Below are 12,895 nucleotides of genomic sequence, written 5' to 3'. Positions count from 1 at the left end.
GGAAGCGCAAAAGCGGCATATTTGGCCTTGTTTGCGTCTTGAACGGTCGGCGGTGCGCTGCTAGGTTCGCGGCGCGCAGACGGGAGAACCGAGGCGGAGCAGAATCGTGATGCTCCAAACCGGTGCCGAAGGAGCAACCGCCCCGGAAACTCTCAGGCCCAAGGGACCGCCTGCGCAGTGAACTCTGGAGAGATCCCGGACACATCCGGGGCGCCGAAGGGATAGCGATCTCAGGCATAAGGGACAGAGGGGGCATCGAAGTGTGCAGGCGAAATCTGCGCGAAACTTGGATGCCGGACCCATTCGCGCAGATGGATCGGACCGGCCGTGACAACGGGACGGACGCGCATGTCTGACGAAACCACGTCTGAATTGAAAAAGACGCCACTTTTTGCCTTGCATGAAGAGCTGGGCGGCAAGATGGTGCCCTTTGCTGGGTATCTGATGCCGGTGCAATACCCCATGGGCATCATGGGCGAGCACAAGCACACCCGCGCCAAGGCTGGCCTTTTTGACGTCAGCCACATGGGGCAGGTGATCCTGCGCGCAGGTAGCTATCAGGCGGTGGCCGAGGCGTTCGAGGGCCTCGTGCCGATGGATGTTCTGGGCCTCAAGGAAGGCCGTCAGCGCTATGGTCTGTTTACGAACGATCAGGGCGGCATCGAGGATGACCTGATGTTCGCCAACCGTGGCGATCATCTTTTTGTTGTGGTCAACGCCGCCTGCAAGGACGCCGACATTGCCCGCATGAAAGCCACCCTTGAGCCTGCTGTAACGATCACCCCGGTCACAGATCGCGCGTTGCTGGCCTTGCAAGGCCCTGCGGCAGAGGCCGTTCTGTCTTCCATCGTTCCCGCCGCTGCCGGCATGAAGTTCATGGATGTGGCCACGCTCGATGCGGATGGGCTTGAGCTGTGGGTCTCCCGCTCGGGCTACACCGGGGAGGACGGTTACGAGATTTCCGTGCCTGCGGACAAGGCCGAGGAATTTGCCCGCCGCCTGCTGGCCCACGCCGATGTGGAGCCGATCGGCCTTGGTGCGCGGGATTCCCTGCGCCTTGAAGGCGGTCTTTGCCTTTATGGTCATGATATCGATTCTGAAGCCCGCCCCGCGGCTGCCTCGCTCACCTGGGCAATCCAGAAGGTGCGCCGCGCGGGCGGCGACCGCGAGGGCGGTTTCCCCGGTGCTGCGGCGGTCTTTGCGGAAATGGCCGAGGGTCCGGTCCAGCGTCGTGTGGGGCTGAAACCCGAGGGACGCGCGCCCATGCGCGAAGGTGTTGAGCTGTTTGCCGCCGCCGAAGGCGGCGCCCCGATTGGCAAGATCACCTCGGGCGGTTTTGGCCCCACTGTTGGCGGCCCGGTGGCCATGGGCTATGTGCCTGCGGACATGGCGACGCCCGGCACTCAGATCTTTGGCGAGCTGCGCGGCAAACGCGTGCCCGTCACCGTTGCATCGCTGCCCTTCGTGGCGGCCAACTTCAAGCGCTGAAAGCAAACAACAAAGCGCATTGGTTCAAAGGGAACGAGACCATGAAATATACCGAAGAACACGAATGGCTGCAGGCCGAGGGCGAGATCATCACCGTGGGCATCACCGCCCATGCGGCTGAACAGCTGGGCGATGTGGTTTTCGTCGAGCTGCCTGAAGTTGGCACCGAAGTCACCAAGGACGAAGAGATCGTTGTGATCGAATCCGTCAAGGCCGCGTCGGACATTCTGTCGCCGCTCGACGGCGAGATCGTCGAGATCAACGAGGCCATCGTGGATGAGCCCGGCAAGGTCAATGATGATCCTGAGGGCGGCGCCTGGTTCTTCAAAATCAAGGCTTCCGATCTGTCGCCCATGGACGACTACATGGACGAAGCCGCCTACAAGGCCTTTATCGGCTGATCACCTTTCCCCGCCGCCGAAACGGGGGCGGGGGTGCACACGACCTGGCGAGCGGGCCTGCCCGAAGCCATTCTTGATGTCCGAACCCATGATCCTCAAAGGGGTGCCTCATGTCTTTTGAACCGACGGACTACCTTCCGTATGACTTTGCCAACCGACGCCACATCGGCCCCTCTCCGCAGGAGATGGAAGAGATGCTGCGTGTGGTGGGCGCCGACAGCCTTGATGCGCTGATCGACGAGACCGTTCCGGTCTCGATCCGCCAGAAGGCGGCTCTGGAGTTTGGCCGTCCGCTGTCCGAGCGGGAGCTGCTCTTCCACATGCGTGAGACGGCGAAAAAGAACAAGCTGATGACCTCGCTCATCGGGCAGGGTTATCATGGCACCGTCACCCCGCCTGCGATCCAGCGCAACATTCTGGAAAATCCGGCCTGGTATACGGCCTATACGCCCTACCAGCCGGAGATTTCGCAAGGGCGGCTTGAGGCGCTCCTGAACTTCCAGACGATGATTTCGGACCTGACCGGTCTTGAGATCGCCAATGCCTCGCTGCTGGACGAAGCGACCGCCTGCGCCGAGGCGATGACCATGGCGCAGCGCGTGGCCAAATCCAAAGCCAAGGCGTTTTTCATCGACCGCGACTGCCATCCGCAGAACATCGCCGTCATGAAGACCCGCGCCGAACCCTTGGGGATCGAGATCATCGTCGGCAACCCGGACAAGATGGATCCCGATCAGGTCTTTGGCGCGATCTTCCAGTATCCCGGCACCTATGGCCATGTGACCGATTTCACGCCCCATATCGAAAAGCTGCACGCAAGCAAGGCCATCGCCGTGGTCACCGCCGATCCGCTGGCGCTGACGCTGCTGAAAGAACCCGGCGCCATGGGCGCGGATATCGCTGTCGGCTCGACCCAGCGCTTTGGCGTGCCGATGGGGGCAGGGGGGCCGCATGCGGCCTATATGGCCTCGAAAGACGCCTACAAGCGCGCCATGCCGGGCCGGATCGTGGGCGTCTCCATCGATGCGCACGGCAACAAGGCCTACCGCCTGTCGCTGCAGACGCGCGAACAGCATATCCGCCGCGAAAAGGCGACCTCTAACGTCTGCACCGCGCAGGCACTCCTGGCGGTGATGGCATCCATGTACGGCGTGTTCCACGGCCCACAAGGTCTGAAAGCCATCGCGCAGCGCATCCACCGCAAGACCGTGCGTCTGGCCAAGGGGCTGGAGGAAGCCGGGTTCAAAGTGGATCCACGGGTGTTCTTTGACACCATCACCGTGGATGTGGGGCCGCTGCAGGCGGCAGTGCTGAAATCCGCCGTGGACGAAGGTATCAACCTGCGTCGTGTCGGAGAAACACGTGTCGGGATCACGCTGGATGAAACCACCCGCCCCGAAACGATCGAGGCCGTCTGGCGTGCCTTCGGGATCGTGCGGGCTGATGATGATTTCACGCCGGAATACCGTGTGCCCGAGAACCTGCACCGGACTTCGGACTACCTGACCCACCCGATCTTCCACATGAACCGGGCCGAGACCGAGATGATGCGCTACATGCGCCGTCTGGCGGATCGCGACCTGGCGCTGGACCGGGCGATGATCCCGCTTGGCTCCTGCACCATGAAACTGAATGCCGCGGCCGAGATGATGCCGCTCAGCTGGCCAGAGTTCGCCCATATCCATCCCTTTGCCCCGTCGGACCAGACCGAAGGCTACACGGAAATGGTCACCGACCTGTCGGCCAAGCTGTGCCAGATCACCGGCTATGATGCGATTTCAATGCAGCCCAACTCGGGCGCGCAGGGGGAATATGCGGGCCTTCTGACCATCGCCGCCTATCACCGAGCGCGCGGCGAAGGACACCGCAACATCTGCCTCATCCCGGTATCGGCCCATGGCACCAATCCGGCCTCGGCGCAGATGGTGGGCTGGAAGGTCGTGGTGGTGAAATCGGCGGAGAACGGCGATATCGATCTGGATGACTTCCGTGCCAAGGCAGAGCAGCACCGCGACAACCTGGCGGGCTGCATGATCACCTATCCTTCGACCCACGGCGTGTTCGAGGAAACCGTGCATGAGGTCTGCAAGATCACCCATGAGTTTGGCGGTCAGGTCTATATCGACGGCGCGAACATGAACGCCATGGTTGGCCTCAGCCGTCCTGGCGATCTCGGCGGGGATGTCAGCCACCTGAACCTGCACAAGACCTTTGCCATCCCCCATGGCGGCGGTGGCCCCGGCATGGGACCGATCGGTGTGAAGTCGCATCTGGTTCCGCATCTGCCTGGCCATCCGGAAACCGGTGGTGAAGAGGGGCCGGTATCTGCGGCGCCCTTTGGCTCTGCCTCGATCCTGACGATCAGCTGGGCCTATTGTCTGATGATGGGCGGTGCGGGGCTGACCCAGGCCACCAAGGTTGCGATCCTGAACGCCAACTACATCGCCAAGCGCCTCGAAGGGGCGTATGAGGTGCTCTACAAGGGACCGACCGGGCGCGTCGCACATGAGTGCATTCTGGATACGCGCCCCTTTGCGGACAGCGCCCATGTCACCGTCGACGATGTGGCCAAGCGCCTGATCGACAGCGGCTTCCATGCCCCGACCATGAGCTGGCCGGTGGCGGGTACGCTGATGGTGGAGCCGACGGAATCGGAAACCAAAGCCGAGCTGGATCGGTTCTGCGATGCCATGCTGTCGATCCGCGAGGAGATCCGGGATATCGAAGAGGGCCGCATCGACGCCGAGAACAACCCGCTGAAACACGCGCCGCACACGATGGAGGATCTGGTCAAGGACTGGGATCGTCCCTACAGCCGCGAGCAGGGCTGTTTCCCGCCGGGTGCCTTTCGGGTGGACAAATACTGGCCGCCGGTCAACCGCGTGGACAACGTCTATGGCGACCGCCACCTGATCTGCACCTGCCCGCCGCTGGAGGAGTACGCCGAGGCGGCCGAATAGAGCGCTGGCGCTCCATTCTCGAAGACTTGAAACCGGGCCCCCTGACGGGGGCCCTTTTTTATGTTCTCGTGCTGCTCGGCCAGGCGGTTCAAGAAAACCAAAGGTCCCGTGATTCGCGGCGTTCAGGGTTTGCAGCTGTCCACTGGGAAATTTTCACCTTTAGAAGGGTGGAGTTTGCGGAACTTTTATGCGCGTGCGGTACGTTCGGGTGCAGCGTGGTGCACAAGATTCAAGCTGAAGCATTTTTAACGTGGGGATTGCGTGGATGCAGAAAATCCGAATCTTTTTGCTAAGCCGGTTTTAAGGGCTTGAAGGTTCCATGGCGTCACACCTTGCTTAGGAGCCAAACATGAAAATCGGTATTGCAGCCTGCATGTCTGCATCTATCCTGTTCCTTTCGAATTCCGCTTTTGCGGCTGAGATCACGGTCATGGCGGGTGATCTGCCGCCCATGATCAATCAGGACGGAACCGGCCGTGAGGCCGAGATCATCTCAACCGTTCTGGGCCACTGCGGCCACACCACCACCTTTGTGGTGCAGCCCTTCACGCGTCACTGGCAGTCTTTTGAGAACGGGTCGGGTGATGCGGTCGCAACGGTTCCTGTCGGCATGCCCACTGCCGGCACTCAGACGCAAGCCTATATCAATTACCAAAACGGGGTGTCGTTCCTGGCGTCCTCGAACCAGCAGGCAGACGCCCTTGCCGATCTGGAAGGCTGGGATATCGTGGCCTTTGAGGGGGCCAGCAACATCATTCCCGGGTTGGGCGATGTGACATCCTCCTTCAAGTCCTACCGTGAAATGGCCGATCAGAAGACCCAAAGCAAACTGCTCTATGGCAAGCGCGTGAATGGTATCCTGGGCGATGGTATGCTGTTTGCCGAATTCAGCCGCCAACTGCAGGAGGCTGGTGCGTCTTCCGGCGTGGATGCGGGGCAGCCAATCGAATTCCGCGCCATCTTTGATCCCAGCCCCTATGCCATGAGTTTCCGGGACCCTGCGATCGGGGCTGATTTCGACCGCTGTTTCGCGGAACTCGAAGCCAATGGAACCATTCGGGAAATCAACACCCGCTGGACCGAGAAGTACCGCGACGCGCTTGCGGACAACTACCTGTCATTCTGATGCGTCCCGATGCCAGAGGCCGAAGACGAGAGAAACTGGGCCTCTGGCGGCGCGACAGGCAAAAGCAGGATGCCGGAATACGTTCTGAAATAGTCCAGGCTGGAGAGTTCGACCTGTTCAGCCTGCCTTGGCACAATTGTTTCAGGTGTTGAACACCCGCGGCCATGGCCCACGAGAAAACAAAAAGGCCAACCTGAGGCCTTTGCAGGTAGTGATGACCAAGAAAACGACAACTGAGTGTTGTCCAACCGGAGCACTGAAATGAAACGCCAGCTGGCAAAAGTCTTAGGTATGTCGATCAAAAGGAAGCTTCTGCTTCCCATCCTGGCCTGTATCCTTGTGTCCAATGTGGCCTACACTGTCTTTTGGGCGTCCAAACACAGCAGCGCTCTGATTGACGCCTTTGAAAACGAAGTGAAGCTGGCGCAACGTTTTGTGGGGCCACCGGTTGCTGCTGCTGTTTGGGACTTCAATGGTGATGCGGCAATGGGAGCGCTTCAGGGCGTTGCCGAGATGGAAAATGCCGTCTTTGCGCAGGTGGTGGTGGACGGACAGAGTTTTGCCGAAACCTTTGTGGTGGAAGGGCGCCGGGAGGAATTCCTGAAGGCAGTCTCCACGTTGCTCGAGAACCCGGACGAAGAAAGCACCCTTGAAGTCAATCATGTGGTCTACGTCAAATTCCCGATCGCTCTTGGAGACGGGACTGTCGTCGGGGAAATGGTGATGGGGTTCGAAAACGGAGCTATCCAGGAAACCGTGTCTGCGCTCTATCTGCAGTCTGCGGTGATCGGTCTGGCCGTCTGTGTCCTGATTGGGTTGATCGTCTACTTTTCGGCAGCTTCCGTTACCCGCCCTCTGGATCGTATTGTTGATCGGATTGATGCTCTTCGAAACGGGGATATGGACAGCGATGTGCCCGAACAGGACCGTGGTGACGAACTGGGGCGGCTTGCGGCCGCAGTTGAGGAATTCGTCGAGGCGATGCGGGCCAATGCCGAACTGGAAGGCAAATCCCGCTCCGCGGCGCGAGAACAGGCGGAGGTGGTGCTGGAACTGGCCAATGCGCTCAACAATCTTTCTTCAGGCAACCTGTCCTATCGCATCACCAAGAAAATGAGCGCCGAATACATCGGGCTGCGCACCGACTTCAACCAGACCGCAGAGACTTTGGACGATGTTATCGGCCGGGTGCTGTCCACTGTGGCGAATATTGAACGTCAAACCGGCGATATGGCTCTTGGCACGGACAACCTGTCCCGGCGCACCGAAAACCAGGCGGCAACACTGGAGGAAACGGCTGCTGCGCTGGACAACATCACATCAAGCGTGCAAACGGCGACAGAGCAAACCCGCGAGGTCGAAGCGACCATTGCCAATACCACGGCAGAGGTGCAGCGCAGCGGAGACATCGTCAAGCGTACTGTGAATGCCATGCGGGAGATCAACGAGGCCTCGGACAAGATTTCCGAAATCAACAGCGTGATTGACGATATCTCTTTCCAGACCAACCTTCTGGCCCTCAATGCCGGCGTTGAGGCGGCCCGGGCCGGTGAGTTTGGCAGAGGGTTTGCGGTTGTCGCCTCCGAGGTGCGGTCTTTGGCGCTTAAATCCGCAAATTCTGCCAATGAAATCCGCGGCTTGATTCGTAGCAGCTCGGAGAAGGTCAAGATCGGCGTGGAACTCGTGGATGCGGCGGGCGTTTCTCTTGAAGAGATCATCGACAAGATCCAATCCGTTTCCAACCTTGTCAGCCAGATTGCGGCCTCTTCGGGGGAGCAGGCCGTCACCATTTCCGAGATCAATTCCGGCATGACCGAACTTGACCGGGTGACCCAGCAAAACGCCAGTATGGTTCTGAAATCGAGCGAACAAGGCAAGACTCTGCAGCAGGCGGCCGGTGAGCTTGCCGCTCTGGTTGCCCAGTTCAAGCCATCTGCCAAGGCGATGGCGGGGTTGTCTCAGGCCGCCCGTGGTCATGGCGATGACTTTGCGGACTTCGAACAGGATCGCTTGGCCGGTTGACACGGGAAGTGAATTCAGCCGGGCGCACTTCAAGTGGGCCCGCAGCCCGGTCAACTGGCGGCGAAGTTAGCTGCAGATGTTTTGTAGCCTAACCCAATCTGCGTCGCTGAGAACAGGTTCGAGGCTGCGTCCGGCCATTGGATCGGCTTCGATCAGACCCAGAGTGGTTTCTCCCGTTATGTCGAGCGCGTAGGCGTAGGGCGTTGAAGGAATTGCTGCACGGGCGAATTCTGACAGAAGCGTTTCATCCGGCAAAGGTGGTCGCGGGGTGCTCAGGACCGTCTCCACATAGTGATCCAGTGTTTCCCGCTTGAGCTGGCCGGTTGTAAGCAGGCGGAAAGAGGCCGGTGTGCCGCCTGACATCAACAGCTCTGCCAGCGGATCCGTCGTCTGCGCGCGGGCGCGCTCAGCCAGGATGGCGCCTGCAGCGACGGCGGGATCTTCGTAGTCTTCGACATATGTCCTGTTCAACAGAACGATGCCGCCAGGAAGATGCAGGCTGCTGGCCAGCCCCGAGCGGAATATCACCAGACGCCGAATGCCGGTGCGCAGTGCCAGCTTTTCAAGAACGGCTCCGGCATCTGTGCTGGCGCAGGCTTGCCCCGTGATGCGTTCTATGCGGCCGAGCAGGGCTTCGCCGATCGCCTTGCGCTTGATGTCCGGGACGACGTTTTCGGCGTGGCGTTGTAATGCAGCCGGAAGCCAAAGAACCACAAGCAGCGCCAGAAGTCCCATCGTTGCCAGAATACTGGCAGCACGCAGGCGTCCGGGATGTGGGCGACGATGCTCAATGGCGCTCCGCACCCGCTCGATCGCATCGAGCATTGTTGCTTCGTCCTCGGCGATCTCCAGGGTCTCGCCGGGATCGCCATCGGGATGAAACAGGGCCGGGAACTGGCCGGGATTGGCCCGCTCGATCGCGGCAAGGGACCAATGAGCCAGCGGCCTGTCGTTCATGTCCGAGATTGTGAGCGTCGCATCGCCGACCGAGACGATGACATCTCTGCGCTGCGCCTCGGGGTCTGCACGCCATAGACCCGCAGCCTCCAGCCGTTGAAATTCCCTGAGTGCTGTCATGCAGACTGCCTGTGTTGCGTTCTTGGTTCTGTTAACGGCAAATTAGCATGCCAATGGGCAAAGCGGCAAACCGCTTTGCCCAAAAAAACGCAATCAGCACCGGGAAGCCGATACGGCTTTTCTTATGCGGGCTTCAGTCCGAGCCGGGCAAAGATCATGGCCGCCGGGCAGAAACCGGTAAAGGCGTATTGAAACAGGTTTGCGCCCACAAGAACCGTCAGCCACATAAAGTGGGGCGAGACGAACTGTGTCAGCACCACAGACAGAAGAACGATGAAGCCGGCAAGGGCCATAACCGCTTTGTTGATCGTCATGTCGTTTCCTTTCGATTGCGGCGCCACGCCGCGCTATTTGTATTCCAAAATAGGAATGTGAAGGGCGCGACGCAAGGGGCAATCGAAAGGAAAATGGTCTTGGTCAGGCGTTGGCGATCTTTCTCAGCTCGAATTTCTGGATTTTTCCGGTCGAGGTCTTGGGCAGTTCCTGAAACACGACCTTCTTGGGGGCCTTGAACCCGGCAAGCGTTTCGCGGGAAAACGCGATCAAGCCTGCCTCATCCACTGTGGCGCCCTCTTTCAGCTCCACAAAGGCGCAGGGCACTTCGCCCCACTTTTCGTCCTGTTTTGCCACCACGGCGGCCAGGTTGACATCCGGGTGGGCCATCAGCACGCCCTCAACCTCGACCGAAGAGATGTTCTCGCCGCCCGATATGATGATGTCCTTGGCACGGTCGGCGATCTGGATATAGCCGTCGGGATGCTGGATCGCGATGTCGCCGGAATGAAAATACCCGCCCTTGAAGCTCTCGGCCGTGGCTTCGGGGTTCTTCAGATAGCCTTTCATGACTGAATTGCCGCGCATGACGATCTCGCCCTGATCCTTGGCGTTCATCGGGATCTGGCTCATGGTCTCATCGACCACGGTGATGTGATCCATCATCGGGAAGGCAACGCCCTGGCGGGCCTTGATCGCCGCGCGTCCCTGCTGGTCAAGCGCATCCCAGCTTCCGCCTTTCCACAGGCATTCGGTGACATGGCCGTAGGTCTCGGTCAGACCGTAGACCTGCGTGACGTGAAAGCCGAGGCGCTCGATCTTTTCAAGGGTTGCCGGGGCAGGGGGCGCGCCTGCGGTAAAGACCTCGACCGTGTGATCAAATGCGCGGCGCTCTTCTTCCTTGGCGTTGACGATCATGTTGAGCACGATGGGGGCGCCGCCGAAATGGGTGACGCCTTCGTCGGCGATGGCGTCATAGACAGCAGGCGCGGTGATATTGCGGCAGCAAACCAGTGTGCCGCCCAGAACCGGCATCATCCAGGTGTGGTTCCAGCCGTTGCAGTGAAACAGCGGAACGATTGTCAGATAGACCGGGTGCATGACCATCCGCCAGGAGATTACCGTGCCCATGGTCATGAGATACGCGCCGCGGTGGTGATAGACGACACCTTTGGGCCGCCCCGTCGTGCCGGACGTATAGTTCAGCGCAAGGCTTTCCCACTCGTCCTCGGGCATGATCCATTCGAAATCATGGGAGGCGTTGCCAAGGACGTCTTCATAGACCGGGTAGCGCCCGGAGGCGGCAAATCCGGCCTCGGGGTCCGGTACTTCGATCAGGATCGGACCCTCGCTCTCCATCTGGGCCTTTGCGGCCTCGGCCAGGGACAGGAATTCGGAGTCGACAAGGGCGACTTTGGCGTCCCCGTGGCCAAAGATATAGGCGACGGTGTCCACATCGAGGCGCGTGTTTATGGTGTTAAGAACCGCCCCGCAAGCGGGCACGCCGAAATGCGCCTCGGCCTGGGCCGGGAGGTTGGGAATCAGGGTCGCCACCACATCACCGGGTTTGACGCCCATGCCCGCCAGGGCCGAGGCAAGCCGTGTGCAGCGGTCATAATAGGCCGCGTAGGTCTTGCGGTGCTTGCCATAGACCACGGCCGGGACCTCGGCAAAGACATGCGCGGCACGGCGCAGATGTGACAGTGGCGTCAGCGGCACATAGTTTGCTGCGTTTTTGTCCAATCCGGTTTCGTCTGCCATCCAGCCCATGATTTTCCTCCCGTGATTCCGCGCGATGTCGCTTTGAGAACAGATATTGCGGAAAGTTGCGCGCATTGGAAGTCATATGAAACAAATGACCTTTTCCCCAGCCGTTTCCGGCTGCCAGGGTGCTGCGGCGCAGACTATGCTGGCGGCCATGGTGATTATCGGGATCAGCGACAATGCGGTTCCGCTGATGGCCGAGCAGATCGGTATTTGGCAGTTCTATCTGATGCGCACGGTGATTACCCTGCCTCTGGTCTGGTTGATGATGCGCGCAGGCCTTGGGCAGATGCGGCCAAAACGGATTGGCGCGGTTGCGCTGCGCGGCCTGCTGGTGGCGGTGTCCATGGTATTTTACTTTTCTGCTGTCGCCCTGATGCCGATGGCACAGGCTCTGGCGGGGCTTTTCACCTCGCCTATCCTGATCGTGTTGATCTCTGTCCTGTTCCTGAAGCAGAGAATCGGACCGATCCGAATTGCGGCTGTTGTGATGGGGTTTATGGGTGTGCTCTGTGTCCTGCAGCCCGATCCGAACGATTTTGACTGGCTGATCCTGCTGCCGGTCTGCGGAGGATTGTTTTATGCCCTTGGATCACTTGCGACCGGGGGGATGTGCCGCGATGAAAGCACCGTTTCGATGCTGCTTGCCATGCTTCTGGCGCAGGCTCTGATTGGCGCAATTGCGCTTTGCGGACTTGCCCTGTGGCCAATGCCCATCGCCGAGGGAGCCGATGGATTTGTGACGCGAGGCTGGGTCTGGCCCGTCTGGGAGGTATCCCACTGGATAATCCTGCAAGGGGTTGCCTCGGTGCTGGGCGTGTTTCTGATCACCAAGGCTTACCAGTTGGGAGAGGCGTCTTACGTGTCTGTCTTCGAGTACTCGGTCATCATTGTAGGCCCCGCATTTGCCTGGGTGGTTTTTGACCAAAGCCTTGAAGCCGTGCAGATGGCGGGCATTGCGCTGATTGTCCTGGCCGGGGCGACCATTGCGGTGCGCGGCGGGTAAGGCCGACTGCGTTGGCATTCCGCAAGGGATTGCATAGACTTCGTTCATGATACTGTCGCCGGGTCGCAAATTCGTCTTCATCCATATCCCCAAGACAGGGGGAACCGCCCTGTCGCTTGCGCTTGAGGCGCGGGCGATGAAAGACGACATGATGCTGGGGGATACGCCAAAGGCGCTGAACCGGCGTCGTCGCCTGCGCGATGCCACAGCCCGGGGACGCCTGTGGAAGCACTCGACGCTGGCCGATATCGAGGGGCTCTTGCCCGAGGATGAGCTGCGCAGCCTTTTTGCCTTCACGCTGGTGCGCAATCCGTTTGACCGGGCGGTGAGCTATTATCACTGGCTGCGCGTGCAGGCATTTGACCACCCGGCAGTGCATCTTTCCAAGGCTTTGGGGTTTCGGGAGTTTATCCTGAGTTCGGATACCCTGCGTGCGTTTGAGACGCATCCGCCAAGGTCCTACATGCGTCATTCGGACGGGCGTGAGCATTGCGATGCCTATATTCGAATCGAGCATTTCGAACAGGATGCGGAACCCCTGTTCGATCACTTGGGCTTCCGCCTGAACCTTGAGAGAACCAACACGTCAGAGCGCGATATTGACTGGCGGGACTATTACGATCCGCAAACGAGGGCAGCGGTGGCGGCCAGTTGCGCCCAAGAAATCGATCAATTTGAATATTCTTTTAACCATTAGCCTTTACTTCTGTTTAAGACGGGCCTTCGCGCCAAACGTGAACAGATGAAACGGGCCGTGTGTTCAAAGGGTTGAACTCCC

The 12,895-nt window shown here is 59.8% G+C and carries 10 protein-coding genes and 2 riboswitches; of the genes, 7 read left to right on the top strand and 3 right to left on the bottom strand.

Annotation, left to right across the window (positions count from 1 at the left end):
* Positions 1-70: 70 nt before the first annotated feature.
* A riboswitch (glycine riboswitch) is annotated at positions 71-179 on the top strand.
* 3 nt (positions 180-182) lie between these two features.
* Positions 183-249, top strand: a riboswitch (glycine riboswitch).
* A 99-nt stretch (positions 250-348) separates the two neighbouring features.
* The 5 genes from gcvT to AADA15_RS01550 all read left to right on the top strand — a co-directional run bounded on the left by gcvT (position 349) and on the right by AADA15_RS01550 (position 7,997).
* On the top strand, positions 349-1,488 hold the full coding sequence (gcvT, locus tag AADA15_RS01570; RefSeq protein ID WP_341639786.1) for a glycine cleavage system aminomethyltransferase GcvT: 1,140 nt from the start codon (positions 349-351) through the stop codon (positions 1,486-1,488).
* A gap of 41 nt (positions 1,489-1,529) precedes the next feature.
* Positions 1,530-1,889: a glycine cleavage system protein GcvH gene (gene gcvH, locus AADA15_RS01565; RefSeq protein ID WP_341639785.1), complete on the top strand. Its 360-nt coding sequence runs from the start codon at positions 1,530-1,532 to the stop codon at positions 1,887-1,889.
* A 110-nt stretch (positions 1,890-1,999) separates the two neighbouring features.
* A complete protein-coding gene (gene gcvP / locus AADA15_RS01560; protein ID WP_341639784.1) occupies positions 2,000-4,849 on the top strand; it encodes an aminomethyl-transferring glycine dehydrogenase in 2,850 nt (949 codons plus the stop codon).
* 349 nt (positions 4,850-5,198) lie between these two features.
* Positions 5,199-5,975: a transporter substrate-binding domain-containing protein gene (locus AADA15_RS01555; protein ID WP_341639783.1), complete on the top strand. Its 777-nt coding sequence runs from the start codon at positions 5,199-5,201 to the stop codon at positions 5,973-5,975.
* 261 nt (positions 5,976-6,236) lie between these two features.
* Positions 6,237-7,997: a methyl-accepting chemotaxis protein gene (locus AADA15_RS01550; RefSeq protein ID WP_341639782.1), complete on the top strand. Its 1,761-nt coding sequence runs from the start codon at positions 6,237-6,239 to the stop codon at positions 7,995-7,997.
* Positions 7,998-8,063: 66 nt separating this feature from the next.
* On the opposite strand, the gene AADA15_RS01545 is transcribed toward AADA15_RS01550, so the two are convergent.
* The 3 genes from AADA15_RS01545 to AADA15_RS01535 form a co-directional block, all read right to left on the bottom strand.
* A complete protein-coding gene (locus AADA15_RS01545; RefSeq protein WP_341639781.1) occupies positions 8,064-9,074 on the bottom strand; it encodes a hypothetical protein in 1,011 nt (336 codons plus the stop codon).
* A gap of 122 nt (positions 9,075-9,196) precedes the next feature.
* Positions 9,197-9,388 carry a YgaP family membrane protein gene (locus tag AADA15_RS01540; protein ID WP_341639780.1) on the bottom strand — a complete coding sequence of 64 codons (192 nt, stop codon included), beginning with the start codon at positions 9,386-9,388 and terminating at the stop codon, positions 9,197-9,199.
* A gap of 103 nt (positions 9,389-9,491) precedes the next feature.
* Positions 9,492-11,117, bottom strand: coding sequence for an AMP-binding protein (locus AADA15_RS01535; RefSeq protein WP_341639779.1), 1,626 nt, complete (start codon positions 11,115-11,117; stop codon positions 9,492-9,494).
* A 76-nt stretch (positions 11,118-11,193) separates the two neighbouring features.
* On the opposite strand from AADA15_RS01535, the gene AADA15_RS01530 reads away from it, so the two are divergent.
* Positions 11,194-12,117 carry a DMT family transporter gene (locus AADA15_RS01530; RefSeq protein WP_341639778.1) on the top strand — a complete coding sequence of 308 codons (924 nt, stop codon included), beginning with the start codon at positions 11,194-11,196 and terminating at the stop codon, positions 12,115-12,117.
* Positions 12,118-12,163: 46 nt separating this feature from the next.
* Positions 12,164-12,814 carry a sulfotransferase family 2 domain-containing protein gene (locus AADA15_RS01525; protein ID WP_341639777.1) on the top strand — a complete coding sequence of 217 codons (651 nt, stop codon included), beginning with the start codon at positions 12,164-12,166 and terminating at the stop codon, positions 12,812-12,814.
* Positions 12,815-12,895: the final 81 nt, after the last annotated feature.

It is taken from the genome of Phycobacter sedimenti, from assembly GCF_038148855.1.
Taxonomy (GTDB): domain Bacteria; phylum Pseudomonadota; class Alphaproteobacteria; order Rhodobacterales; family Rhodobacteraceae; genus Phycobacter; species Phycobacter sedimenti.
This window is presented reverse-complemented; position numbering and strand designations above follow the sequence as displayed.

What these genes read in the sequence shown, in the direction of transcription:
- gcvH (WP_341639785.1), top strand. Translation starts at nt 1,530, where the DNA reads ATGAAATATACCGAAGAACACGAATGGCTGCAGGCCGAGGGCGAGATC.
- AADA15_RS01540 (WP_341639780.1), bottom strand. Translation starts at nt 9,388, where the DNA reads ATGACGATCAACAAAGCGGTTATGGCCCTTGCCGGCTTCATCGTTCTT.
- AADA15_RS01535 (WP_341639779.1), bottom strand. Translation starts at nt 11,117, where the DNA reads ATGGGCTGGATGGCAGACGAAACCGGATTGGACAAAAACGCAGCAAAC.
- AADA15_RS01525 (WP_341639777.1), top strand. Translation starts at nt 12,164, where the DNA reads ATGATACTGTCGCCGGGTCGCAAATTCGTCTTCATCCATATCCCCAAG.
- AADA15_RS01545 (WP_341639781.1), bottom strand. Translation starts at nt 9,074, where the DNA reads ATGACAGCACTCAGGGAATTTCAACGGCTGGAGGCTGCGGGTCTATGG.
- gcvP (WP_341639784.1), top strand. Translation starts at nt 2,000, where the DNA reads ATGTCTTTTGAACCGACGGACTACCTTCCGTATGACTTTGCCAACCGA.
- AADA15_RS01555 (WP_341639783.1), top strand. Translation starts at nt 5,199, where the DNA reads ATGAAAATCGGTATTGCAGCCTGCATGTCTGCATCTATCCTGTTCCTT.
- AADA15_RS01530 (WP_341639778.1), top strand. Translation starts at nt 11,194, where the DNA reads ATGAAACAAATGACCTTTTCCCCAGCCGTTTCCGGCTGCCAGGGTGCT.
- AADA15_RS01550 (WP_341639782.1), top strand. Translation starts at nt 6,237, where the DNA reads ATGAAACGCCAGCTGGCAAAAGTCTTAGGTATGTCGATCAAAAGGAAG.
- gcvT (WP_341639786.1), top strand. Translation starts at nt 349, where the DNA reads ATGTCTGACGAAACCACGTCTGAATTGAAAAAGACGCCACTTTTTGCC.